This is a genomic window from Sphingopyxis sp. USTB-05, from assembly GCF_023822045.1.
Lineage (GTDB): Bacteria > Pseudomonadota > Alphaproteobacteria > Sphingomonadales > Sphingomonadaceae > Sphingopyxis.
Genome location: NZ_CP084712.1, coordinates 968,589 through 991,118, shown reverse-complemented (window position 1 = coordinate 991,118; position 22,530 = coordinate 968,589). Strand labels below are relative to the sequence as shown.

The following is a 22,530-nucleotide window of genomic DNA, read 5'->3' as shown; positions in this document are numbered from 1 at the left end:
TAGAGGAATGTTCTTATTACGTTCCAATTCAAACGCAACCCTGCCCGGTTCAGAAAAGCCGGGTAATCCCATAGAAAGCCGCGGCGACGAGAGCGCTCGCCGGAATGGTAATGAACCATGCCGCGACGACATTGCCCGCGACACCCCAGCGCACTGCGCTGGCGCGACGCGCTACGCCGGCGCCGATGATGCTGCCGGTGATCGTGTGCGTCGTCGACACCGGAATGCCTAGCAGGCTGGCGGTGAACACCATGATCGATCCGCCCGTCGACGCGGCGAAACCCTGATGGTGCGACAGCTTGGTGATGCGGCCGCCCATGGTCTCGATAATCTTCCACCCACCCGACAATGTGCCGAGCGCGATCGCGATGTAGCAGCTGAACGCGACCCAGTGCGGGACATGGAATTCCCCGCCGAGATAGCCGGTCGAATAGAGAAGGACGGTAATGATCCCCATCGTCTTTTGCGCGTCGTTCAGGCCGTGGCTGATCGAATAGGCGGCCGACGACAGGAGGTGGAGATGGCGGAAGGTCTTTTCCGCGAAGCTCGCGGTCGCGCGGCGCAGCGCCCAACTGCTGATCAGCATCACCAGCATCGCTAGCATCATGCCCAACAGCGGCGACAGGAAGATTGCGATGACCGTCTTGTTGAGCCCGGTCCACTCGATCCCCTCGAACCCCGCATGTGCCACGCCTGCGCCAACGATACCGCCAACAAGCGCATGGCTCGACGACGACGGAATGCCCTTGAGCCAAGTGACGACGTTCCAGAACATCGCACCGACCAGCGCACCGAACACGACCGCGGGGGTCACCAGATCCTTGTCGATGATCCCCTTGCCGATCGTCTCGGCAACCTTGTGCAGTTCGGGAAAGATGACCGAGAGGAAATAAGCGGCAAAGTTGAAGAAGGCAGCGAAGAGCACCGCCTGCACCGGCCGCAGCAGCCGCGTGGCGACGACGGTCGCGATGCTGTTGGCGGCATCGTGCAGACCGTTGAGGAAATCGAACGCCAGCGCCAGGATGACGAGGCCGACGAGGAGCGGAAAAGCGAGTTCGTGCATGGTAGACGCCCCCGCTTATGCGTGGTCGATGACGAGACCGTCGATTTCGTTCGCAACATCCTCGAAACTGTCGGTGACGCGTTCCAGATGGCGGAAGAGTTCGCGTGCGATCAGGAAGCGCGTCGGGTTCGCCTCGCCATGCTCACGGAACAGGCGCTTGAGGCCGGCGGCATGGATTTCGTCGGCATGGCCTTCCATGCGCACCAACCGTTCGGTCAGTTCGTGGAGGCGCGGACCGTTGGCGCCGATATTGCGGAGCAGCGGCAGCGCCTCCGCCGTCAAACGCGCCGCATCGACAATAATGCCCCCAATGTCGCGCATCTCGGGCTCGAATTCGGTGACGTCGTACAGGTCGACGGCGCCTGCGGTCTTCTGCATCTCGTCGATCGCATCGTCCATCGAGGCGATCAGGTCGGTGATCGCGCTGCGGTCGAAAGGCGTCAGGAAGGTGCGGCGGACGGTCTGGAGCACTTCACGGGTGATCGCGTCGGCGTCATGCTCACGCTCGATGATTTCCTGAACATGGTCGGCCATGCCCTCGCCACCCTGAAGCATGCGCGACAGGGCATTGGCACCGGCGACGAGCGTCGCAGCGTGGCTTTCGAACAATTCAAAGAAATTTCCCTGTCGCGGCAGCAAACGCTGAAACCATGCGAACATCCAGCTAACCCCTGTCTTGTCTGCTACATTGTGGGCGACGCTCCGCGGTTGGGCGACGGCACGAAAACCGCCATCGCCGAACGATCGGATCAGCGCCTGCAAATCGGGCTCTTCCACGGCCGACGCGGCGTCGCGGAACGAAAACCATTTGCGGTCGCGTTCGTCCATTTCTTTCCAGTCGTCGAGTTCGTTCGTCACGGCGAGCGGGAAGACTTCGACATTATACATGATCGACGCGCCATTGGCCCGGCGCTTGCGATATTCATAGCTGCCGATCGGCGTCGGGCAGACAGCACCGATCACCCCCGCCTCCTCCTCCGCTTCGATCGCGGCGGCGGCGTGACGCGTGATGCCCGTCAGCGGATTGCCCTTCGGCACCACCCAACGCTTCGTCTCGCGCGAGGTGATCAGCAGGATTTCGGTCGGACCATCCTGCGCAGGACCGCCGAATCGATAGGGAAGAACCGCGATCTGGCGCATGAAGATCAATCCTTTCCTATAGTTGATGCGACATCATGGCTGAATGGTGACAATTGGGTTTCGCCCCTATGACAATAATGTGACAGCGACAAGGGACGCGGCCCTCCGCACCCATACTTTCATCGCTGTCAATTCGATTGCAAAATGCAACGCGGTGCGTAAGCTGGCGCCAAAGACAATCGGGAGACGAAACTATGGCAGGCACGGCGACGACGGAACGCCCCGCAGACGCGAAGGCTGCACCGGTCGATCAGGATGTGCTGATCGTCGGCGCGGGAATTTCGGGCATCGGCATGGCGGTGCATTTGCAGATGAACTCGCCCGACCGCAGCTTTGCCCTCGTCGAGCGTCGCGAACAGCTTGGCGGTACCTGGGACCTCTTCCGCTATCCCGGTATCCGATCTGACAGCGACATGCACACGCTCGGTTTCGTCTTCGAACCATGGAAGCACGAAAAGTCGATCGCCGACGGCCCGTCGATCCTCGAATATCTCAACCGCATCGTCGACGAACGCCATATTCGCGAGCGCATTCGTTTCGACAGCAAGGTCGTCGGTGCCGACTGGGACAGCGCCGCCGCGCGCTGGACGGTGACGATGGAGGACAGCAAGGGCGCGACGTCGACCACAACCGCGCGCTGGCTTTATCTCGGGTCGGGCTATTACGACTATGACGAGCCCTTCGATGCGCAATTCGCGGGCCGCGAGGATTTCAAGGGTCAGATCATCCATCCGCAGTTCTGGCCGAAAGATCTCGACTATAAGGACAAAAAGGTCGTCGTGATCGGATCGGGCGCAACCGCGGTGACGATCGTCCCTTCGATGAAGGAAGCCGCCCACGTCACGATGCTTCAGCGCACTCCGACCTGGTATTTTATCCGGCCGGCGAAGGACGGCTTCGCGAACTTCCTCCGCAAATTCCTGCCCGAGGGGCTCGCGTACAAGATCACGCGGTTCAAGAACGTCCGCCTTCAAGATATCGCGTTCCGTCGCGCGCGCGAGAAGCCCGAGAAGGTCAAGGAATTCCTGACCAAGAAACTGCAGGCAAGCCTTGGCGACCGATATGACGCCAAAGCTTTCACCCCGCCCTACAACCCTTGGGACCAGCGCCTCTGCCTCGTTCCCGATGCCGATTTCTTCGAAGCGATGAAGGCAGACCGGGCATCGGTCGTGACCGATCATATCGAGAAATTCGATGCGACCGGTATCCAGCTCAAATCCGGCAAACATCTCGATGCCGACATCATCGTGACCGCCACTGGGCTGAAGCTCGCCGTCGCCGGCAAGATACCCGTGCGGGTCGATGGCGCCCCGGTCGATTGGCACGATCATTTCTATTACAAGGCGTGCATGTTCTCGAACGTGCCGAACTTCTCGGCCGTGTTCGGCTATCTCAACGCAAGCTGGACACTGCGCGCCGACATCGTGTCGGAATATGTCTGCCGCGTGCTCAACCATATGCGCGACACGCGCACCACCGTCGCGACGCCCGCCCTCGCCGACCCGTCGAGCCTTGAGGAAGAAAATGTCTTCGACTTCTCGTCGGGCTATATCCAGCGCTCGCTGCACATCATGCCGAAGAGCACGGTCGCGCTGCCCTGGCGGCTCAGCCAGAATTATGTGCAGGACCGCATCGACATGCGCACCGGCGCGATTGCCGACGGCGTGCTGACGTTCAGCAATGCGCGTGCGGCGGCCGCGACCGCGCCCGCCGAACTCGAAGCCGCGGAATAGCCGTCAGGCGGCGCGTTTTGCGCGCCGCCGCCGCACCAGCCAGAAGACAAGCCCGCCAATCGCGAGCAGCACGATCGGACCTCCGATCCGCAGCGCCCGTACCCCGGCCTCATATTGCTCGATGAATTGGAGCGCGGGCGGTTTGGTCGCGCTGCCCAGCACATTCCACTCGGTGATCTGCATCGGCGCATCATTCTGCGCATAGAAGCGCAGCGATACGGTCGTCCATTTCCCCTTGCCCGTTGCGACAATCACCGCCTCTTCCTGCTGCTCCTTCAGGCCGGGGGTGACGTTGGTCTTCCAATTATAGGTAGCGAGTTGCCAGGTGGCTTTGCCTTCGGGGCATTCGCGCGGCAGCGCCGGCACCGCAGCTTCGACCGAGGTTGCGATTTCGGGGTGCAACTGGCTCTTCATGCTGACGGGATCAGTGCAGAAGCGTTCGCCGATCGCGACAAGCTCCTTCTGCCGCTCGGGCGAAACCATCTTGTCCAGTGCCGTCTGAAAACTGCATCCGCCGAGTGCGGCCAGCAACGCCGCAGCCGAAACGATCCGATAAAATCGACGCATCCACCCTCTCCCCTACTGCCCGGGAGAGGATGGCGGATTCAGCGGCGACAATCCAGTTTTATGGGCCAACACCGTCCGAGGCCCCTAGCGCGTTTTTGCCGCGCGCTCATCCTCAGTTGACTGGAAGAAAATCGCGGGCGAACTCCTCCTTCACGACCTTGACCAGAGCGCCGGTGACCGGGACGTTGATCTTGTAGCTGCCCTCGGAATTACGGTGACAGTTTACTTAACCCCTAAATCTGTATCGCCATCCACTTTAGCCGATTTGCTCGTTTCGTTCTTCTCAGCATCCCGCGTCATGTAAAAAATTTTTGACCAAATCCGAACGGCGATTTGGGGGTTAAGTAAACTGTCACCGTAATTCTAGGGTTGAAATACAATATGATGCAGGAAAGAGACCTACTAGATTTGTTGTCCACGAAACAATTAATGGAAAGTCATCTCTACCTCAGCCGATAAGAAATGCACCCACAGGACAATGATTATGAGTGACCAAGAAAAATTTGAGGAATTAACACAATCCATTGGCCAAAAACTTTGGTCGATAATGCCCGAAGGCGCGGATGAGATTTATTTCGAAGCCGCTCTCTATGAAATGCATTCTCAACGAGGTGCGCATTGGCGCAATCGCGACGGCAGCCCTGGACATTTCGACTGGGGTAAAGCGCCAGGCGATATGGACGAAATGATCGCCAACGATCTCTTGAAAATGAAATCGCTCGATATCTTTGAGCGCGAGCCTTGGGACCACGTGACCGTCACATTGACGGAGGCGGGGAAAATCAGTTTCCAATATGCTTATGTTCCTGATGAAGACTTTTGGAGCGGCGTTATTATGCGCGGTGTCAGCGATTTAAATGACGAAGAACTCGAACAAGCATATGTCCCGATGGATATAAGGGAATACAAAATCGAGAAGGCGATACCCCGCAAAGAACAGGACGCGTTGAAGGCTGAACATATCGGAAATCTTGACCGCGCTTCCAAACTACGCACCGAGGCCGAATCGTTGCGAACGCGCCTCGCCGCATATCGAGCCAGCTTAAGCTAGGCCAAATTACGTAATTATGGTAGCGTTTCACTTAATCCCTAAACCTGAATCGCCATCAATTTTAGCCGATTTTCTCGTTTCATTCTTCTCAGCATCCCTCGTCATGTAAAAAATTATTGACCAAATCCGAACGGCGATTTGGGGATTAGGTAAACTGTCACCGTAATTCAAGATGGTCGATCCGATGAAGATTGAACGCGGGAAATTGGTGCCAGATCCCCCGAAACCGCCAAAACCTCCTAGAACGCTAAGGTGATTCCATAATTATGGCATATGGCAAAGGCCCAAAGCAGTTTCTTGACGCATCAGCGAGGCAGTCATTTTTGAATAGCGACTTATCCGGATTGCTAAGAATAATAGAACAAGGCCCAGTATATGTAGACGAAATGGAAAAAATGGCGTGGAATTTTGCGCGATCTGCATATAATAAGATTTCCGAATCCTATGTAGTCGGAGCAGATTTAAATATTCACCATGATGCAAATTCAATTGTTGTAGGTTGGGCAAAAACGAGTCTGGAACGCGAACAATGGCTTCCTTATGATAAGCCATTGACCGAAAAGCAGCTTCGTCGACAATATTACAAGGATGTTGGCAAGGTGTTCTCTCGACATTTCGAGATCCGCCCCGAAGCATGGCTCGGCGCCAATTTCGTGCTGATGCATGACGCGTGGTTCAGGACAGGCAAAGTGGATCAGGCCAAGGTAAGGGACATATTGTCCAAACCGATGGACGATGTTCCCATTCTTCACGGTATTTGGGATGCGATATCCTTGCTGTCCCTTTCGGCGTGGGATTCGATTCCTGAATTGCTGGAAACAACGACGCCAAGTGATGAGAACCGCAAAGGCGCATCCATCAATATCGGCCTGATGCTGGCCGATGATCCGGCGCAATTGCATGATCGCAAGTCCCCTGCCCGTGTGCGAGCGCGAGGGCATATGCGGCGCAATATGGAACGATGGATTGGCACCGGCTTGGCGACGACCGCGCTTGAATGGCTCCGCACCTTTGAATGGCGTGAGGGGGAAAGCGGGTTAAGTCCAGAGGAAGTGATGCTGCGCGCTTATGCCTATATGCCGGACGTGGTGATACCAGACAACATCCGCAGTAGAGTTGAAGAGCTAAGGAAAATTCCAATTTAGTATCGCGCAGCAATTACGAATTACACGAATGACGGTGACATTTTAATTGACCCCTAAACCTGTATCGTCGCCAACCTTAGAAGATGCTGAAATTTGCCGCGCGCTCATCCTCAGTTGACTGGAAGAAAATCGCGCGCGAACTCCTCCTTCACGACTTTGACCAGAGCGCCGGTGACCGGGACGTTGATCTTGTAGCTGCCCTCGGCATAGGGGCCGATTTCATAAGGCGCGATGGCGATCGTCATGCGGTCGAGGTAACGCCCATCCGACGAGCCGAGCCACACCGTCTGCGCCGACGCGGGCGGGCATTTGGCGAAGACGCTGTCGGGCGCCTCGTCGGCCACTATCCCTTTCGCGGCCTTCGCGCGCTTGATCGCCGCACAGAACGGCTCGCGGATCGCCGCGTCGAACGCTTCGCCGCTCTGGAACAGGTCGAGCGGCTTCATCTGCTTGCGCCGGTTGCGGTCCCAGATCAGCGTATCGAAGCCCTGCATACCGTGGGCGCCCCCGGCATAGGTCTCGATCTCTGCCGAAAGGCTGAGGAAGCGCGGCGTGCTGGTCACGCGCTGCCAAATCTGGCGATGGCTGTGCGCGCGATAGGGGAATCCGCCCTTCTCTGCCGCCGCCCTGTCGCGCTCCGCCGCTGCAACCAACGCCTGGCGCTTTACCGACCGGTCGCCATCCAGCGCCTTTGCGAGTTCGGGGATTTGAGCGGCTTCCCTGGGATAGGCATAACCGAAATCGATCAGGTCGGTCTTTTCGGCAACGTTCGACGCGGGCGCGCCCTTCACCGCTTCGTCGGCCGCCCCCTGTGGCGGCGCGCCGGTCACCGACGCCGCGGCCACCTTGTCCGCCTTCGTCGGCTTGTCATCGGAACACCCGGCCAGCAACAGCGCGCCGGCAAGAACGGAAGTGGCATTTCGCCAGAATATTTCAGTCGTCATTCCGACATAACGCCGGGAATCGACAAAATATCCCGAGCGGCCTAGCACCGCGTGCATGACCGACTATTCCGATCTGATCCAGCCCGACAAGGGACAGGACGCGCGCCCGATCCACCTTGTCGACAAAAAGGGCTATGACGAATGGCTGAAAGGCCGCAGCGCACGCGAACGCGCACACCTTGCGGCGGTCGGTTTCAAACCCGACGTATTCGTCCATGCCATTCTGCCGGGCGACGATCCCGACAAATGGGCTGTCCTCACGACGGTTGCGAACACTCAGAAACTGTCGGCCTGGTGCCTTGCCAAGCTGGGACAGATCCTTCCCGAAGGCCGTTATCGCGTCGAAGGCCAGCAACCCGGCAAGGCGCTGTTCGGCTGGATGAGCTCGCAATATCGCTTCGACGACTATAAATCGAACCCGCCCACCAAGGGGCCGCGCGTGCTGCTGACCAGCGACGTGGGCGCCATCGCACCCTTGGTCGCCGAGATGCGTGCGACCGCGCTCGTCCGCGACCTCGTCAACACGCCCGCCGCCGACATGGGGCCTGCGGCGATCGAAAAGGCCGCCGAACGCATTGCGAAGGCGCATGGCGGCAAGTTCAGCGTGACCAAGGGTGAGGCGCTGGAGCAGGGATATCCGATGATCCATGCGGTCGGACGCGCCGCGGCGAAGCATCACGCGCCGCGCCTGATCGAGATCGAATGGGGCAAGGAGGATCATCCGCGCGTCGCACTGGTCGGCAAGGGGATCAGCTTCGACAGCGGCGGACTCGACATCAAGCCCGCGGCAGGCATGCGGTTGATGAAGAAGGATATGGGCGGCGCGGCGCATGTGCTCGCGCTTGCCGAACTGGTGATGGCTAGCGGCCTGCCGGTGCGATTGCACTGCCTTGTCGCCGCTGCCGAGAATGCGATTTCATCGGATGCCTTCCGCCCTGGCGACGTGCTGAAGAGCCGCAAGGGTCTGACGGTCGAAATCGGCAACACCGATGCCGAGGGCCGGCTCGTGCTCGGCGACGCGCTGGCAAAGGCCGGTGAAGCCAAACCCGAATTGATCGTCGATTTCGCGACATTGACCGGCGCGGCGCGCGTCGCGCTTGGTCCCGACCTTCCGCCGCTGTTCGCCAACGACGATGCGCTCGCCGATGCGATGCTCGCGGCGGGGACGGACCGCGACGACCCGCTTTGGCGGATGCCGCTGTGGGACGGCTATGCCGACCTGCTCGAAACCGACATCGCCGATCTCGGCAATGCGGGCAGTTCGCCCTTCGCCGGGTCGATCACTGCCGCGCTGTTTCTCAAACGCTTCATCCCCGACGGCGTGGCATGGGCGCATCTCGACACCTTCGCCTGGCGCCCGTCGGCAAAGCCCGGACGTCCGAAAGGCGGCGCCGCGCTGGGGCTCCGCGCCACCTGGGCAATGCTGCAGGCACGCTACGACCGCCGCGGAAAAACCTGAACATTCTTGATAAAGAGGGGTCGGCTGGTCTAATGGCGCGCGATTGTCCGCCCCGCGCGGAACCCAGCTTTTTACAGGACGGCAAGTGACAGCAGAAAGTGGCGATAATTCAGCGGCAAACCGCGTGCGGATGGGGCGTCCCGGCGCCGCCGGCGCGGGCCGCGATCGCTTTGGCCTGACCGGCACGTCGCAAAGCTTCGATCCGCGCGTCGTCGCGATCCGTCCCGACCTTGCCGATATCGCCGTCGCCGGAACCCATTTCGCGCCGCATTATGCCGCACCGATGATGCGCAGCGGCGTGCTGCCCGCGGCTTCCCTGCGTGCGTCGCCTTCGGTCGATGCCGACCAGACGAGCGAGTTGCTGTTCGGCGAAGGCTTCGCCTTGCTCGACCTGACCGGTGGCTGGGCGTGGGGATATTGCCTTGCGGACCATTATGTCGGCTATCTCGCCGCCGAAGCGCTCGCCGCGCCGATCGCACCGACACACCGTGTCGCGATGATCGAGGCCATGCTGCACAGCGCGCCCGATGCGGCGAGCGGCGGTCCCGGGGTATTGCCGCGCGGCGCCCTAGTGATGGGCGAGCCCGAGGGCGAATGGCTCGCGACCTCGCACGGTTATCTGCCCCTCGCGTCGCTTGTCGAGGTCGGCACCGAGAACGGTGATCCGGCCGAACTCGCCGAGCAGATGATCGGTACACCCTATGTCTGGGGCGGCCGTACCACCAAGGGGATCGATTGCTCGGGTCTCGTCCAGCTTGTTTGGGCGGCCGCGGGCGTACAACTGCCACGCGACAGCGACTTGCAGCTTGCGTCGCTGGGAGCCGACAAGGATGTCGATCCGGCGGCGCTCGCACGCGGCGATCTCGTCTTCTTCCCGGGGCATGTCGGCATCATGGCCGACAGCCAGACCATCATCCATGCCAGCCGACGATGGATGTCGGTGAACAGCGAACCGCTGGCCGACGTAATCGAGCGTTCGGCGGCGAAAGGGAATGATGTGCCGGTTTCCGGCTATAAACGACTGCGGTAAAAATCATGACACAGACGGTCTTCATCGACGGCGCGGCGGGAACGACGGGCCTGGAAATTGCCGAGCGGCTTGCCGGTCGGAGCGAATTTGCACTGATCACCCTGCCCGACGCGGAACGCAAGGACGCCAATCGCCGGGCCGAGGCGCTTAACAGCGCCGATTTCGTAATCCTCTGCCTGCCCGACGCCGCGGCGATCGAGGCGGTCGCGATGATCCGCAACGAAAGCACAATGGTCATCGACGCCTCGACCGCGCACCGCGTCGCCCCGAGTTGGGCCTATGGCTTTCCCGAACTGAGTGCGGGGCAGCGCGAGGCGATCGCCGCCTCGACACGCGTGAGCAATCCGGGCTGCTATCCGACGGGTTTCCTCGCTCTCGTCGCGCCACTGGTCGCAGCGGGTATCCTCCCGGCCGACGCGCGGCTCAGCGTCAATGCGGTGTCGGGTTATTCCGGCGGCGGCAAGGAGCTGATCGCACGGTTCGAAGCCGAACCCGATATCGGGTTTCGCAGCTATGGCCTGTCATTGAACCACAAGCATGTGCCCGAAATGCAGCGGGGCGCAGGCCTGACGCATCCGCCATTGTTCGCTCCGGCAGTCGTCCCCGTGTATCGTGGGATGCTGGTCGAGGTGCCGCTGAGTTTCGACGCGCCGACCGCCGATGCCGCATTCAATGCCATTGCCGCCCATTTCGAGGGATCGGCGCTGGTCAGCGTTCGGCGCGGTGACGAGAGCGAATTGCTGCTCAGTCAGAAGGACGAAGCGACCGACCGGATGGAGTTGACGCTCTTTTCCGACTCTTTCGGCCGTCAGCTACGTCTCGTTGCGCGGCTCGACAATCTGGGCAAGGGCGCGAGCGGTGCATGCGTCCAGAATCTGAACATCATGGCTGGGCTGCCTGAGACTGCGGGCTTGCGAGTTTAAACCTTAGTGCACTGTGTCGAGAATATCCTCGACCGACAAATAGGTGATCAGCCGCTCGATCTGGCGCCAGCGCGCAAAATGGACGTGGTTGCCGAGGACGCGATATTGCTCTGCCCGTGCTGCGGCGGCGAAGCCTGCTTCTTCTCCGTGCATGCTGATCAGCGCATGAGCATCCTCGACCGCGTCGCGATCGGTGAGAAAGGGGGCAGGCAGGTGCATCTTGTTCCTGGTCCGTTACGTCGTGCCCCGATCCCTAACGCCCGCCCATCACCGCACCGTTCCTAACCGTGATGAACGATCGGGTAAGGTTAATTGCCAGGCTTCTTCGGTTAACCTTCGCCCTCCGATGCAACCCCTTTGACGCCGCGCTTCGCCCGTGTAGACAGGCGTCATGCGCAAGATCCTGAAATATGCCGCCCTCGCCCTGTTGCTGCTGCTGATCATCGGCGGCATCACGCTGTACATCATGTCGCGACCCGACGTTGCGCGCTTCTCGACCGCTGAACTCAGCGGGCGAGTGCCAGTGATGGCATCGCAAAAGACCGAGACTTTCCCGACGGTGAATGTGCCCGAAGCGACGAGTTGGCCCGCCGGGCAAGCGCCGCGCGTTGCGCAGGGGCTTGCGGTCGCACGTTTCGCCGAAGGGCTCGATCACCCGCGAACCATGCTGGTACTTCCGAACGGTGACGTGCTCGTCGCGGAATCGCAGAGCCCGCCGCGCAAGGATGGCGGCGTGCAAGGCGCGGTGATGAAGACTCTGATGGGCAAAGGCGGCGCGGGCCGCAAGCCATCGGCGAACCGGATCACCCTGCTCCGCGACGCCGACGGCGACGGCAAGGCCGAAGTGAAGGCCGCCTATATCACCGGATTGAATTCGCCCTACGGCATGGCACTCGTCGGCAGCACGCTGTACGTCGCCAACACCGACGCGCTGCTCGCCTTCCCTTATGTGGCCGGCGAGACGAAGATGAGCGGCAAGCCGACCAAGCTCGTCGACCTGCCCGCCAAGGGGACCAACCGCCATTGGACCAAGAGCCTTGCGGTCGCCCCCAATGGCTGGCTCTACATCGGCGTCGGCGCAGACTCCAATATTGGCGAAGCGGGATTGAACCGCGAGTTCCGCCGAGCCAGCGTGCTCGAAGTGCGGCCCGAGAATAAATATATGCGCACGTTCGCCGCCGGCATCCGCAATCCCGTCGGCCTCAATTTCTATCCCGGCAGCGACCGGCTGTGGACCGTGGTAAACGAGCGCGACATGCTCGGCAGCGACCTGGTGCCCGACTATCTGACCGACGTGACCGAAGGCGATTTCTATGGCTGGCCCTGGTATTATTGGGGCGGTTTCGTCGATCCGCGGGTCGAGCCCGAGGCCGAGGATCGCCGGCAATATGTCAAGCGTCCCGAATATGGCCTTGGCGCCCACACCGCGCCGCTGGGCTTCACTTTCACGCAGGGCCTCGACCTTGGCGACCGCTGGGCGAATGGCGCGCTGATCGCCCGCCACGGGTCGTGGAACCGCGAGCCCGTCACCGGCTATGACGTCGTGTTCGTCAAATTCGGTGCCAACGGCAAGCCGGTCGACGCGCTGCCGGTCACCTTGCTCGACCAGTTCCTCGGCAAGGATGGCAAGACCACTCGCGGCCGCCCGGCCGACGTCAAGGTCGCAAAGGATGGCAGCGCGCTGGTGGCCGACGATACCGGCGGCGTAATCTGGCGGGTCGCGAAGGCGGGATAAGAAAAGGCCCCGCAATCGCGGGGCCTTTTTCGTTTAGGGGCTTTATCGGGTCGTCAGACCCGCATCGGCATCAGCACGTAGAGCGCCGGGCTCTTTTCGCTTTCGCGGATCAGCGTCGGAGCGTTCGCGTCGGCGAGGTGGAGTTCGACGGTATCGCCGTCGACCTGGCCAAGGATATCGCTGAGGTAACGGGCGTTGAAGCCGATTTCCATCGTGTCGCTGTCATAGACCGCGGCAACCTCTTCGGCAGCCGTGCCGTTTTCGGGGCTGGTCACGCTGAGCGTGATGCGGTCCTTGTCGAGCCCGACCTTGACCGCACGGGTCTTTTCGCTGGCGATCGTCGAGACGCGGTCGACGCCCTGATACAGGCTCTTCGGATCAACCTTGAGCAGCTTGTCATTCGCGGTCGGAATGACGCGGCTGTAATCTGGAAAGGTCCCGTCGATCAGCTTCGAGGTCAGGATCGCATTGCCAAGCTGGAAGCGGACCTTGCTGGCCGACAGGCTGATTTCGACATTGCCTTCGGCCTCGTCGAGCAGCTTGCGGATCTCGGTGACGCATTTGCGCGGCACGATGACGTCGGGCATCGACGAGGCACCGTCGGGACGCGTCACGGTGTAGCGCGCGAGGCGGTGGCCGTCGGTCGCCGCGGCCTTCAGCACCGGGCCCGACGCATCCTCGGCGACGTGCAGAAAGATACCGTTGAGGTAATAACGCGTTTCCTCGGTCGAGATCGCGAAGCGCGTCTTGTCGATGATCTGGATCAATTCGGCGACGGGCAGCTCGAAATTGGTCGGCAGGTCACCCTCGGCGATCACCGGGAAATCGTCGCGCGGCAGCGTCGGCAGGTTGAAGTTCGAGCGGCCGGCCTTGACCTGCATCTTGCCCTCGGCGGCGGCAAGGCTGACTTCCGATCCTTCGGGCAGCTTGCGCGCGATTTCGAAGAGGGTGTGCGCCGACACAGTGGTCGTCCCGGGCGTTTCGACCTTTGCCGCGATCGTCTCCACCACCTGAAGATCGAGGTCGGTCGCCATCAGTTTGAGCTGACCCGATGCATCGGCTTCGATCAGGACGTTAGAGAGGATAGGGATCGTATTGCGCCGTTCGACCACCGACTGAACGTGGCCGAGGCTCTTCAACAACACTGCGCGTTCGATCGTCGCTTTCATTCTTAATCCGCCATCCCTGTGTTCCGCGGGAAAAGTCCCTTAGGGACAGACCATCGGAGGCGATTCGTGCCCCGATTCTGGCCCCTGAAAATGTTCACCTTCCTTAACGTACAGGGCGGCGCGTGCAAGCCATGCTTGCAAAGCATCCCCAATCGCGCGAACGAGGCGCGATGCGGCGCTGGGCCTCCCTTTTCCTGATAGCAGCGGCGATGCCTGCCCTGGCGATTGCCGCCAGTCCGACCGCGCTTGGTGTTTTCGATGGCTGGGGCGCGTTTCGCGACCCTGCGACGCCGCGCTGCTACGCCCTCGCCGCGCCTGCCGCCACGATCGGCAGACCCCAGGTGAAAGCCTATGCCAGCGTCGGCTATTGGCCGAAATCGCGCATACGCGGGCAATTTTATGTCCGCTTGTCGAAAGCGCGCGCGCCGGGTCGCGAACTCCGCCTGACGATCGGCAGCCGTCGCTTCATCCTGACCGGCAACGGAGCGCATGGGTGGGCGAGCGATACGCGGATGGACGCCGCGATTATCGCGGCGATGCGGTCGGCACCGAGCATGAGCGTCGAAAGCGGAACGCCGACCGGCGGCGCGATCGCCGACACTTACCGGCTGCGCGGCGCCGCGACCGCAATCGACGCTGCTGCCCTGGGGTGCGCGAAACTGCGTTGAGGCCTTTTGGGGAAGTGGCTGATTTCTGCGCAACTTCACTCGCGATCCGCCTTTCCCCTCCCCCTTCGTTATCCCGAACTCGATCCGGAATCCCTGCGGCACATCGACGTAAGCTGGCCCCCGGATCACGTCCAGGGTGACGAAAGAAGGAAAGGCGACGCATTTTCGAAACGGCGGAAAACTGCGCAACTTCACTCGCAAATCGATCTGCATGACGCGCACCGAGGACCCTGGAACGGCGTCAATCATGGTCGGGAGGATCGGCGGCTCGTTCGTCATCGCCGAGACGCTAGATCGGCCAAATAATGTAGGACAGCGATTTCCCCGCCGCGAACGATCAGCCCCCAACGGCTCCCGCTAGCCGTTACTTCGCGCAAGCTTCGTCAGGCCGGCGGCGAGGAAGTCGAGAACCAGGCGCACGCGGGGCACGTGGCGCAACCTTTCGTGGGTCAGCAGCCACAGGCCCGTCGTATCCTCGCTCTTGGGCGGGATGCAGCGGATCAGGTCGGGTTCGCGCTCCGCGATGAAGGCGGGCAATATGGTGAGGCCCATGCCCGCGCGTACGCCGGCGAGGAGTCCTGACCCGGTATCATATCGCATCACCACCGAATCCTCGAGCCGATATTGGCGGAGCCACGCCTGATAGGGTTCCCAAACCGCACCGCCCCCGCCGATGAAAGGGTGTGCGGCCAGTTCTTCGCGGGTGTGCGGGATGCCGTGACGGTCGGCATAATCGCGGCTGCTGTAGAGAGTCCACGGATTGTCGGCGATGCGCCGCCCGACGAGGCCCGCGCCGGTCGGCTGCTTGCTGCTGCGAATTGCGATGTCCGCGGCACCGGTGGCGAGATCGCGCGGCTCGTCCGACGTGTCGAGATGGATATGGATCGCCGGATGCGCGGCGCGGAGGTCGCGCAGGATCGGCGGCAGGATCGTCACCGCGAAAATTTCCATCACCGTCACGCTGACAGTGCCGCCCGCATCGCGCGACCGCGCTCCCGCAGCGTCGCTGAACCGGTCGGCCGCGTCGCGAACGGCAATCGCGCTCGCCAGCATCGCTTCGCCTACCGGGGTCAGCGCATAGCCCGCCTGTCGCCGCTCGAACAGGTTGAGGCCGGTCGCTTCCTCGAGCGCCGCGATGCGCCGGGCGACGGTCGTCTGGCTGACACGCATCGATTGCGCCGCAGACAGCGTGCTGCCGGTTTCGGCAACGGCCAGAAAGGCCTTGAGGTCGTTCCAATCATACATGACGCCTTGTGCGACATAATGTGGGCGGCCTCATTCTGCAATTTTGCAGAATAGCCCGGCAACATCGTTGCTCCTTTCGCGCCTGGCCATGGATTATCTGCTTCTCCACCGGCTTCCTCCCCTCCTCAGCCGGACGATGGAGAAACAAGATGCAAAAGCTTCTGATCCTCGCCGCCCTCGCTGCCGTATCGATCGGCCAGCCTGCTTCGGCGCAAACCGCCCCTGCGAACCCGAGCGTCGCAGTGGCGCACAAAGATCTCGACCTCCGCACCGAAGCCGGCACCAAAGCGCTCGACCGCCGTATCTGGCGCGCCGTCGTCGAAGTGTGCGGAACTGCCCCCGATTTCGACATCGCGGGCAAGAATGACGTGCGGCAATGCCGCCGCGACACAAAGCGCGTCGCCTCGGCACAGGCCGATGTGGTGGTTGCCAGCGCATCGCGCGACCAACTGATCAAGGTCAGCTCGATCCGCAACTGATCGGCGGACCCAAGTTGCAGGGCCCGTCAAAGCCGGGGCCATGATTCGGGCACGATCATGGTCCCGGCTTGCTATTCCGATAACGAAATTTCGCCACGCCGGGCTTGAAACGGGGCCCCGCTCCTTTTTGTATATCGGCAGCTCTCGCCTGCAAGCGGGACCCCGGATCAAGTCCGGGGTGACGATGAAAGAGAGCCTATTCCCGGTCGCTTCAAATCGCCCCGGATCACCCTCCGCTCGTCGAACGCCACCGGGGCAGTGTCTTTTCAAGCTATCCCCAGGAAACTCGCGAGGACCAGATGAGGCGGACTAACTGAATGTGTCTGTCCGATGGTCATCGGGTAGCCAGTGCTTTTCATACCGATACTTGCGTTCCCAAAAGACGATGGCCGCACCAGCACCATATATAATGCCCGCGAAGAGAAAGCTTCCGCTGTTGTAGCCATATAGCAGCGTCGCGATCGTCCACGCCGTGAGCACGGTCGCAACCGCGCGCGGGACCGGCTTGAGCTTTCCGAAAGCAACGAAGCTGATAAGCCAAGACAAGATCAACATTACCAAGATGACGGAGAATATTACTGCTATTACTACCGTCAGTGTCATTTAACTTCCCAAGTTGCTATGATTCGCAAAAAGATATACATTTTAATTTCATTTTCGCAACATCATCGCAACTGCAATCGACCACCGCGTCAGCGCACATCTGCCGAAACATTACGTCCGTTCGTCAAACGCCATCCGGGCCCGTGCCACCTTTTCCAGATTGGCCTCCGCCCAGACCCATACGCCGCAAAAGGCTTCGCCCAGACTGTGGCCTAGGTCGGTCAGGCAATATTCGACCTTGGGCGGGACGACCGGGTGAACTGTCCGCACCAACAATCCGTCGCGCTCCATCTGGCGCAGCGTCTGCGTCAGCATCTTTTGGCTGATGCCCGGGACGCGGCGCGACAATTCGGTGAATCGGCAGGTTCCGTGATCCTCCAGCTCCTCAAGAACGAGTAGGGTCCATTTGTCGGCGACTCGGCCGATCAGTTCGTTGACGAGCGTTTCGACGCGCGGGTCGACCGGCGCATTGGGGTCGTAAGAGGTTTTTTCGGGCGTGGGCATGGCGGAAAATCCAAATCTCTCTTTTTGGTAACTATGGCACTTTTGGGTGCCTACTTTCTTTTGGAGAGTATGGGGATATCTAGGCCTTCTCACCACCCCCAAAGGAGGCAAATATGAAAACCACAGGCAACACCATCCTCGTCACCGGCGGGGGTTCGGGCATTGGGTTGGCGCTCGCGCAGCGTTGGCACGATGCGGGCAACACGGTCATCGTCACCGGGCGCAATGCCGCAAAGCTGGAGGCGACGATCGCGGGCCGGCCGAATATGACGGCGGTGTCGCTCGACGTCACCGATGCCGATGCGATCGCGGCCTTCGCGAAAGAGATCGTCGCGAAATTTCCGAGCCTCAACGTGCTGGTGAACAATGCCGGTATCATGAATGCCGAGGACGTAAGCGCGAAGCGCGACCTGACGCAGGCCGAAGCGACGGTCGTGACCAACATCCTCGGCCCGATCCGGCTGATCGATGCGCTGGTCGATCATCTGGCGGCGCAGGCGGACAGCGCGATTGTCAATGTGACATCAGGGCTCGCCTTTGTGCCCTTCCCCAAGGCGCCGACCTATTCGGCGACCAAGGCCGCGGTCCACAGCTATTCGGTCGCGCTGCGTATCCAGTTGGAAGGCAAGGTCGAAGTGATCGAACTGGCGCCGCCCGCCGTCCGCACCGACCTGACGCCGGGACAATCGACGCGCGAGGGTTATATGCCGCTCGATGAGTTCGCCGACGAGGTGATGGCGCTGTTTGCCGTAGAGCCGACGCCCGCGGAAATCCTGGTGCAGAATGTCCTGCCGCTGCGTAATGCCGAGGCGAGCGGGACGGTGCCGCAGGTGCTGGAACGGCTGAAGGCGTTGTAAGCTCAGACAATCCTCCCCGTGGCGAAGCCATGGGGAGGTGGCAGCGCGAAGCGCTGACGGAGGGGCTATAACGCGGCGTCGCGGCCCCTCCACCACGCCCTACGGGCGCGGTCCCCCTCCCCATCGCTGCGCGACAGGGAGGATCGATGCCGGAAGATTGCTCTTTTGCCCCTTCCCCACTATATGGCCGCGCATCATGCAGATTCCTGGCCATATCGACCCCGTCACGACGGGCACCGTTCCCTTGCGCGGCGGCAACCGCATCGACCTGGTCGGACTGACGCGCGACGCGATCGGCGGAGTGCTGGTCGAAGCGGGTCTGGACGCAAAGGCCGCGAAGCTGCGCGCCAAGCAGATCTGGCACTGGATCTATCACCGCGGCGTCACCGATTTCGAGGCGATGACCGATATCGCCAAGGCAATGCGGCCCTGGCTCACCGACCGCTTCATCATCGGCCGCCCGACGGTGCGCGAGGCGCAGGCATCGAACGACGGTACGCGCAAATGGCTGCTCGCTGCCGCCGACGGCCAGGAATATGAGATGGTTTTCATCCCCGACGCCGATCGGGGAACGCTGTGCGTGTCGAGCCAGGTCGGCTGCACGCTCAACTGCCGTTTCTGCCACACCGGGACGATGCGTCTCGTCCGCAACCTCGGCGCCGGCGAGATCGTCGGGCAGGTTCTGCTCGCGCGCGACGCGCTCGGCGAATGGCCCAAGGGAACGATGGCGGGCTTCGGCCCCGATCCCGAGGACGACGATGCCGACGACGAGGCTGGTCATTATACCGCCGACGGACGAATGCTTACCAACATCGTGATGATGGGCATGGGCGAGCCGCTCTATAATTTCGACGAGGTGAAGGGCGCGCTCAAGATCGTGATGGACGGCGACGGCTTGGCGCTGTCGAAGCGGCGTATCACGCTGTCGACCAGCGGCGTGGTGCCGATGATGGCGCGCGCGGGCGAAGAGATCGGCGTCAATCTAGCGGTGTCGCTCCACGCGGTGTCGAAGGAAATCCGCGACGAGATCGTCCCGCTCAATCGCAAATATGGCATCGAGGAATTGTTGCAGGCGTGCGCCGATTATCCCGGCGCGAACAACGCGCGGCGCATCACCTTCGAATATGTGATGCTCAAGGACAAGAATGACAGCGACGAGGATGCGCGCGAGCTCGTCCGGCTGATCAAGCAGTATAAGCTGCCCGCAAAGGTCAACCTGATCCCCTTCAACCCATGGCCCGGCGCCCCTTATGAATGTTCGACGCCCGAACGCGTGCGCGCGTTCAGCAGCCTGATTTTCAAGGCGGGGATTTCGGCACCGGTGCGCACCCCGCGCGGACGCGACATCATGGCCGCGTGCGGCCAGTTGAAGAGCGCGGCGACCAAGCCGACTCGTGCCGAGCTCGACCGGATAGCCGAAGAGAAGCAGGCCGCGCTGGGCTAGGCTGCCGGCAAAAGGCGCCTCCGCGCCGCCCTTCACCATAATAGCTGCGTTCAAAATGCACGGTTTTCCGGGCTATGCGGTCGCATACCTATTCTATACTGTGTGGTAAAAATAACACAGGTAAGAAAATTGTCACATTCTGAACGATCCGTTCATTGCAGCGACAGCCGCGAGCCCCATTTACGGGGTCGGTCGCGACCCAAAGGGCGTGACCCGATTAAAAGCAGAAGGAAAAAAACATGAAGAAATTCGCAGTTGCAGCCGCTCTCCTGACGGCCATCGTTGCAACCCCCGCACTCGCAGCACCCGGCGGCGAAGGCCGCGTGGAAGTCCGCGGCGGTCTGATCACCGGCAATGGCCAGGACGAAGCCACCCTCGGCGCCGCCGCCGGTTATGACTTCGACCTCGGCAGCTCGACCTTCCTCGGTGCCGAAATCGCGGGTGACAAGGTCCTCGTCGACGGCGCGAAGGTCCAGTTCTCGGCCGGCGGCCGCGCGGGCGCCAAGATCGGTGCGAACGGCAAGCTTTACGCCACCGGCGGCTACACCTTCGGCGACGTCGATGATCCGTACGTCGGCGCCGGCTACCAGCACAAGCTGGGCCAGAACCTCTATGCCAAGGGTGAATATCGTCACCAGTTCATCAACAACTTCGGCGACTTCGACACCTTCGTCGTCGGCGTCGGCTTCGCTTTCTGATCCTTTCGGAACAGCGAATGACAAAGAAGGGGCGGCCTGCGGGTCGCCCCTTTTCTTTTGGATTGCGGGTTTCGACCGGGAGCCGCCCTATCTTTCGTCGTCACTCCGGACTTGATCCGGGGTCCCGCTTGAGGTCGAAACCAGTGAGCGCCTTCAAAAAGCGGGATCCCGGGTCAAGCCCGGGATGACGGAAGTGAGTGACTGAACGTCCGCTGCCCATCCCAGAGCGGACAATTGCGCGGCGTCGACAATCATCTTCTTCCATTTCGGTCGCGCGCGCGCCACGGTGGGGCGATGACTGCCTTTGCCTATATCGGGGCCGCGCTGGCCGAAATCGCGGGTTGCTTCGCCTTCTGGGCTTGGCTCCGGCTCGGCAAGTCCATCTGGTGGATCGCGCCCGGCATGGCGGCGCTCGCGCTGTTCGCCTATCTGCTGACACTGGTCGATGCCGAGCATGCGGGGCGCACCTACGCGGCCTATGGCGGCGTCTATATCGTCTCGGCGCTCATGTGGCTGTGGGCGGTCGAAGGTGCGAAGCCCGACCGCTGGGACCTGATCGGCGCCGCCGTGTGCCTGGGCGGCGCGGCGATCATATTGTTCGGGCCGCGGGGGAGTTAGCCCGCGTTCGGCAGCGCCTGTTCGACCAGCGGCGCCAGTCCCTCGGCCACCACCGTCACCCCCTTGGCATTGGGATGCATATTGTCGCCGAGCATCAGCGCCTTGTCGGTGACGACATTGTCGAGGATGAAGGGATAGAAGCTTGCCGCATATTTCGACGCGAGTTCGGGGTAGATGGGGTTGAACTTCTTCGCATAGTCGCTGCCGAGATTCGGCGCGGCCAACATGCCGGTGAGCAACACCGGAATATCACGCTTCTTTAGCTCGGCGAGCATCGCGTCGAGATTGGCGCGCGTCTGGTCGGGACCGATGCCGCGCAGCATGTCGTTCCCGCCGAGGCCGAGCACGACGAGCGAGGGCTTTGTCTTTGCATTGTCGAGCACATAGGTCAGGCGCTGGCGCCCCGCGGCGGTCGTGTCGCCCGAGACACCCGCATTCTGCACGCGCGCGACGACGCCGTCGTCCGCAAGCGCGGCCTGCAATTGCGGCGCGAGGCCTTCCTTTGGGCCAAGCTGGTATCCCGCGTAGAGGCTGTCGCCGAACGCGATCACAAGCGGTGCGTCGGCGGGGATCACCGGCGCCGTTTTCGCCGCGACCTTGTCATTGGTCGAAGCCGACGGGTTTTCCGCCGATCCGCACGCGGCGAGCGGTTGGCAAAGCGCAATTGCGCAACCATATATCAACAAAGAGCGCCATCCGGCCGTTCTCATTTCAAAGGGTCCCTTCTTGACCGACGCGCCTCGACCTTCGCCAGACCTGGCGATCGCCGCCCATAATGTGACGCTGACGCTCGGAAGCGACAAGGCCCCTGTCGAAATTTTGCGCGGCGTCGATCTGGAAGTTCCCGCAGGCACCTCGGTCGCGCTGCTCGGACCGTCAGGGTCGGGCAAAAGCTCGCTGATGGCGGTGCTCGCGGGGCTCGAACGCGCCAACGGCGGCAGCATCAACGTCGCGGGGCTCGATTTCGCGACGATGGACGAGGATGATCTGGCGCGCGCGCGGCGCGGCCGCATAGGCATCGTGCTGCAGGCCTTTCACCTGCTCCCGACCATGACCGCTTTGGAAAATGTCGCCGTGCCGCTCGAACTCGCCGGGATTGCCGATCCGTTCGGCCGCGCCGCCGCCGAACTCGAAGCCGTCGGCCTGGGCCACCGCCTCACACATTATCCCGCGCAATTGTCGGGCGGCGAACAGCAGCGCGTTGCCATCGCGCGCGCAATGGCAAGTTCGCCCGCCATCATCTTTGCCGACGAGCCGACGGGCAATCTCGACACCGCGACGGGCCAGTCGATCATCGAACTGATCTTTGCGCGCCGCGCCGCGCTGGGCGCGACTTTGCTCATCATCACCCACGACCCCGAACTCGCCGAACATTGCGACCGCGTGGTCGTGATGCACGACGGGAAAATCGAAGAGCGGGCGGCGTGAGTTCTCCCCAGCGCCGTTCGCATCGAG

Annotated in this window: 24 protein-coding genes; 14 read left to right on the top strand and 10 right to left on the bottom strand. The window is 61.7% G+C overall.

Going from position 1 to position 22,530, the window contains the following annotated elements; all coding sequences use genetic code 11:
- Positions 1–49: 49 nt before the first annotated feature.
- Together KEC45_RS04305 and KEC45_RS04300 are read right to left on the bottom strand one after the other, a co-directional pair.
- Positions 50–1,063, bottom strand: a complete 1,014-nt coding sequence (locus KEC45_RS04305; RefSeq protein ID WP_062182648.1) for an inorganic phosphate transporter — start codon at positions 1,061–1,063, stop codon at positions 50–52.
- Positions 1,064–1,078: 15 nt separating this feature from the next.
- On the bottom strand, positions 1,079–2,203 hold the full coding sequence (locus KEC45_RS04300) for a DUF47 family protein (protein ID WP_193749174.1): 1,125 nt from the start codon (positions 2,201–2,203) through the stop codon (positions 1,079–1,081).
- A 194-nt stretch (positions 2,204–2,397) separates the two neighbouring features.
- Here KEC45_RS04300 and KEC45_RS04295 point away from each other — a divergent pair, with 194 nt between their 5' ends.
- On the top strand, positions 2,398–3,936 hold the full coding sequence (locus KEC45_RS04295; RefSeq protein ID WP_062182651.1) for an NAD(P)/FAD-dependent oxidoreductase: 1,539 nt from the start codon (positions 2,398–2,400) through the stop codon (positions 3,934–3,936).
- Between the two features lie 3 nt (positions 3,937–3,939).
- On the opposite strand, the gene KEC45_RS04290 is transcribed toward KEC45_RS04295, so the two are convergent.
- Positions 3,940–4,503, bottom strand: a complete 564-nt coding sequence (locus tag KEC45_RS04290; protein WP_062182654.1) for a hypothetical protein — start codon at positions 4,501–4,503, stop codon at positions 3,940–3,942.
- Positions 4,504–4,987: 484 nt separating this feature from the next.
- Between KEC45_RS04290 and KEC45_RS04285 the strand changes: the two genes are divergently transcribed.
- Both KEC45_RS04285 and KEC45_RS04280 read left to right on the top strand, forming a co-directional pair.
- Positions 4,988–5,554 carry a hypothetical protein gene (locus KEC45_RS04285; RefSeq protein WP_152682400.1) on the top strand — a complete coding sequence of 189 codons (567 nt, stop codon included), beginning with the start codon at positions 4,988–4,990 and terminating at the stop codon, positions 5,552–5,554.
- 386 nt (positions 5,555–5,940) lie between these two features.
- Complete coding sequence (locus tag KEC45_RS04280; protein WP_152682401.1) at positions 5,941–6,699, top strand: hypothetical protein; 759 nt, start codon at positions 5,941–5,943, stop codon at positions 6,697–6,699.
- Positions 6,700–6,809: 110 nt separating this feature from the next.
- Here the strand turns inward: KEC45_RS04280 and KEC45_RS04275 are convergent, their stop codons facing one another.
- The gene (locus KEC45_RS04275; protein ID WP_252171513.1) at positions 6,810–7,544 is read right to left on the bottom strand and encodes a DUF4163 domain-containing protein; all 735 of its coding nucleotides are present in this window, start codon (positions 7,542–7,544) and stop codon (positions 6,810–6,812) included.
- A gap of 154 nt (positions 7,545–7,698) precedes the next feature.
- Here KEC45_RS04275 and KEC45_RS04270 point away from each other — a divergent pair, with 154 nt between their 5' ends.
- The 3 genes from KEC45_RS04270 to argC all read left to right on the top strand — a co-directional run bounded on the left by KEC45_RS04270 (position 7,699) and on the right by argC (position 11,055).
- Positions 7,699–9,102: a M17 family metallopeptidase gene (locus KEC45_RS04270; protein WP_062182668.1), complete on the top strand. Its 1,404-nt coding sequence runs from the start codon at positions 7,699–7,701 to the stop codon at positions 9,100–9,102.
- 85 nt (positions 9,103–9,187) lie between these two features.
- Positions 9,188–10,132, top strand: coding sequence for a C40 family peptidase (locus KEC45_RS04265; protein WP_238586697.1), 945 nt, complete (start codon positions 9,188–9,190; stop codon positions 10,130–10,132).
- A 5-nt stretch (positions 10,133–10,137) separates the two neighbouring features.
- Entirely contained in the window at positions 10,138–11,055 is a 918-nt protein-coding gene (argC, locus tag KEC45_RS04260; RefSeq protein ID WP_062182674.1) for an N-acetyl-gamma-glutamyl-phosphate reductase, read from the top strand.
- A gap of 3 nt (positions 11,056–11,058) precedes the next feature.
- Here argC and KEC45_RS04255 read toward each other — a convergent pair whose 3' ends face one another.
- A complete protein-coding gene (locus KEC45_RS04255; protein ID WP_037511232.1) occupies positions 11,059–11,274 on the bottom strand; it encodes a hypothetical protein in 216 nt (71 codons plus the stop codon).
- A gap of 172 nt (positions 11,275–11,446) precedes the next feature.
- On the opposite strand from KEC45_RS04255, the gene KEC45_RS04250 reads away from it, so the two are divergent.
- Positions 11,447–12,790, top strand: coding sequence for a sorbosone dehydrogenase family protein (locus KEC45_RS04250; RefSeq protein ID WP_062182680.1), 1,344 nt, complete (start codon positions 11,447–11,449; stop codon positions 12,788–12,790).
- 53 nt (positions 12,791–12,843) lie between these two features.
- Here the strand turns inward: KEC45_RS04250 and dnaN are convergent, their stop codons facing one another.
- Positions 12,844–13,959 (bottom strand): DNA polymerase III subunit beta, encoded by a 1,116-nt coding sequence (dnaN, locus tag KEC45_RS04245; RefSeq protein WP_062182682.1) that lies wholly within the window; start codon positions 13,957–13,959, stop codon positions 12,844–12,846.
- A 170-nt stretch (positions 13,960–14,129) separates the two neighbouring features.
- Here dnaN and KEC45_RS04240 point away from each other — a divergent pair, with 170 nt between their 5' ends.
- Positions 14,130–14,627, top strand: a complete 498-nt coding sequence (locus KEC45_RS04240; protein ID WP_062184194.1) for a hypothetical protein — start codon at positions 14,130–14,132, stop codon at positions 14,625–14,627.
- A 357-nt stretch (positions 14,628–14,984) separates the two neighbouring features.
- On the opposite strand, the gene KEC45_RS04235 is transcribed toward KEC45_RS04240, so the two are convergent.
- Positions 14,985–15,872: a LysR family transcriptional regulator gene (locus KEC45_RS04235; protein WP_062182685.1), complete on the bottom strand. Its 888-nt coding sequence runs from the start codon at positions 15,870–15,872 to the stop codon at positions 14,985–14,987.
- Between the two features lie 149 nt (positions 15,873–16,021).
- Between KEC45_RS04235 and KEC45_RS04230 the strand changes: the two genes are divergently transcribed.
- Positions 16,022–16,351 carry a UrcA family protein gene (locus tag KEC45_RS04230; protein WP_252171512.1) on the top strand — a complete coding sequence of 110 codons (330 nt, stop codon included), beginning with the start codon at positions 16,022–16,024 and terminating at the stop codon, positions 16,349–16,351.
- Between the two features lie 309 nt (positions 16,352–16,660).
- Here the strand turns inward: KEC45_RS04230 and KEC45_RS04225 are convergent, their stop codons facing one another.
- Complete coding sequence (locus tag KEC45_RS04225) at positions 16,661–16,954, bottom strand: hypothetical protein (protein ID WP_252171511.1); 294 nt, start codon at positions 16,952–16,954, stop codon at positions 16,661–16,663.
- 111 nt (positions 16,955–17,065) lie between these two features.
- Positions 17,066–17,458, bottom strand: coding sequence for a helix-turn-helix domain-containing protein (locus KEC45_RS04220; RefSeq protein WP_252171510.1), 393 nt, complete (start codon positions 17,456–17,458; stop codon positions 17,066–17,068).
- 113 nt (positions 17,459–17,571) lie between these two features.
- On the opposite strand from KEC45_RS04220, the gene KEC45_RS04215 reads away from it, so the two are divergent.
- The 4 genes from KEC45_RS04215 to KEC45_RS04200 all read left to right on the top strand — a co-directional run bounded on the left by KEC45_RS04215 (position 17,572) and on the right by KEC45_RS04200 (position 21,075).
- Positions 17,572–18,315 carry an SDR family oxidoreductase gene (locus KEC45_RS04215; RefSeq protein WP_062182697.1) on the top strand — a complete coding sequence of 248 codons (744 nt, stop codon included), beginning with the start codon at positions 17,572–17,574 and terminating at the stop codon, positions 18,313–18,315.
- Positions 18,316–18,511: 196 nt separating this feature from the next.
- The gene (gene rlmN, locus KEC45_RS04210; RefSeq protein ID WP_252171509.1) at positions 18,512–19,759 is read left to right on the top strand and encodes a 23S rRNA (adenine(2503)-C(2))-methyltransferase RlmN; all 1,248 of its coding nucleotides are present in this window, start codon (positions 18,512–18,514) and stop codon (positions 19,757–19,759) included.
- A gap of 239 nt (positions 19,760–19,998) precedes the next feature.
- Positions 19,999–20,457, top strand: a complete 459-nt coding sequence (locus KEC45_RS04205; protein ID WP_062182703.1) for an outer membrane protein — start codon at positions 19,999–20,001, stop codon at positions 20,455–20,457.
- Between the two features lie 294 nt (positions 20,458–20,751).
- On the top strand, positions 20,752–21,075 hold the full coding sequence (locus KEC45_RS04200; protein WP_062184197.1) for a YnfA family protein: 324 nt from the start codon (positions 20,752–20,754) through the stop codon (positions 21,073–21,075).
- Here KEC45_RS04200 and KEC45_RS04195 read toward each other — a convergent pair.
- The gene (locus KEC45_RS04195; protein WP_062182707.1) at positions 21,072–21,785 is read right to left on the bottom strand and encodes an arylesterase; all 714 of its coding nucleotides are present in this window, start codon (positions 21,783–21,785) and stop codon (positions 21,072–21,074) included. The genes KEC45_RS04200 and KEC45_RS04195 overlap by 4 nt on opposite strands.
- A gap of 16 nt (positions 21,786–21,801) precedes the next feature.
- Between KEC45_RS04195 and KEC45_RS04190 the strand changes: the two genes are divergently transcribed.
- Entirely contained in the window at positions 21,802–22,503 is a 702-nt protein-coding gene (locus KEC45_RS04190) for an ABC transporter ATP-binding protein (RefSeq protein WP_062182711.1), read from the top strand.
- The last annotated feature ends 27 nt before the right edge of the window (positions 22,504–22,530 follow it).

Coding starts and splice junctions, on each gene's coding strand:
- KEC45_RS04305 (WP_062182648.1), bottom strand. CDS start 1,063: ATGCACGAACTCGCTTTTCCGCTCCTCGTCGGCCTCGTCATCCTGGCG.
- KEC45_RS04300 (WP_193749174.1), bottom strand. CDS start 2,203: ATGCGCCAGATCGCGGTTCTTCCCTATCGATTCGGCGGTCCTGCGCAG.
- KEC45_RS04295 (WP_062182651.1), top strand. CDS start 2,398: ATGGCAGGCACGGCGACGACGGAACGCCCCGCAGACGCGAAGGCTGCA.
- KEC45_RS04290 (WP_062182654.1), bottom strand. CDS start 4,503: ATGCGTCGATTTTATCGGATCGTTTCGGCTGCGGCGTTGCTGGCCGCA.
- KEC45_RS04285 (WP_152682400.1), top strand. CDS start 4,988: ATGAGTGACCAAGAAAAATTTGAGGAATTAACACAATCCATTGGCCAA.
- KEC45_RS04280 (WP_152682401.1), top strand. CDS start 5,941: ATGGAAAAAATGGCGTGGAATTTTGCGCGATCTGCATATAATAAGATT.
- KEC45_RS04270 (WP_062182668.1), top strand. CDS start 7,699: ATGACCGACTATTCCGATCTGATCCAGCCCGACAAGGGACAGGACGCG.
- argC (WP_062182674.1), top strand. CDS start 10,138: ATGACACAGACGGTCTTCATCGACGGCGCGGCGGGAACGACGGGCCTG.
- KEC45_RS04255 (WP_037511232.1), bottom strand. CDS start 11,274: ATGCACCTGCCTGCCCCCTTTCTCACCGATCGCGACGCGGTCGAGGAT.
- KEC45_RS04250 (WP_062182680.1), top strand. CDS start 11,447: ATGCGCAAGATCCTGAAATATGCCGCCCTCGCCCTGTTGCTGCTGCTG.
- dnaN (WP_062182682.1), bottom strand. CDS start 13,959: ATGAAAGCGACGATCGAACGCGCAGTGTTGTTGAAGAGCCTCGGCCAC.
- KEC45_RS04240 (WP_062184194.1), top strand. CDS start 14,130: ATGCGGCGCTGGGCCTCCCTTTTCCTGATAGCAGCGGCGATGCCTGCC.
- KEC45_RS04235 (WP_062182685.1), bottom strand. CDS start 15,872: ATGTATGATTGGAACGACCTCAAGGCCTTTCTGGCCGTTGCCGAAACC.
- KEC45_RS04230 (WP_252171512.1), top strand. CDS start 16,022: ATGCAAAAGCTTCTGATCCTCGCCGCCCTCGCTGCCGTATCGATCGGC.
- KEC45_RS04225 (WP_252171511.1), bottom strand. CDS start 16,954: ATGACACTGACGGTAGTAATAGCAGTAATATTCTCCGTCATCTTGGTA.
- KEC45_RS04220 (WP_252171510.1), bottom strand. CDS start 17,458: ATGCCCACGCCCGAAAAAACCTCTTACGACCCCAATGCGCCGGTCGAC.
- KEC45_RS04215 (WP_062182697.1), top strand. CDS start 17,572: ATGAAAACCACAGGCAACACCATCCTCGTCACCGGCGGGGGTTCGGGC.
- rlmN (WP_252171509.1), top strand. CDS start 18,512: ATGCAGATTCCTGGCCATATCGACCCCGTCACGACGGGCACCGTTCCC.
- KEC45_RS04205 (WP_062182703.1), top strand. CDS start 19,999: ATGAAGAAATTCGCAGTTGCAGCCGCTCTCCTGACGGCCATCGTTGCA.
- KEC45_RS04200 (WP_062184197.1), top strand. CDS start 20,752: ATGACTGCCTTTGCCTATATCGGGGCCGCGCTGGCCGAAATCGCGGGT.
- KEC45_RS04195 (WP_062182707.1), bottom strand. CDS start 21,785: ATGAGAACGGCCGGATGGCGCTCTTTGTTGATATATGGTTGCGCAATT.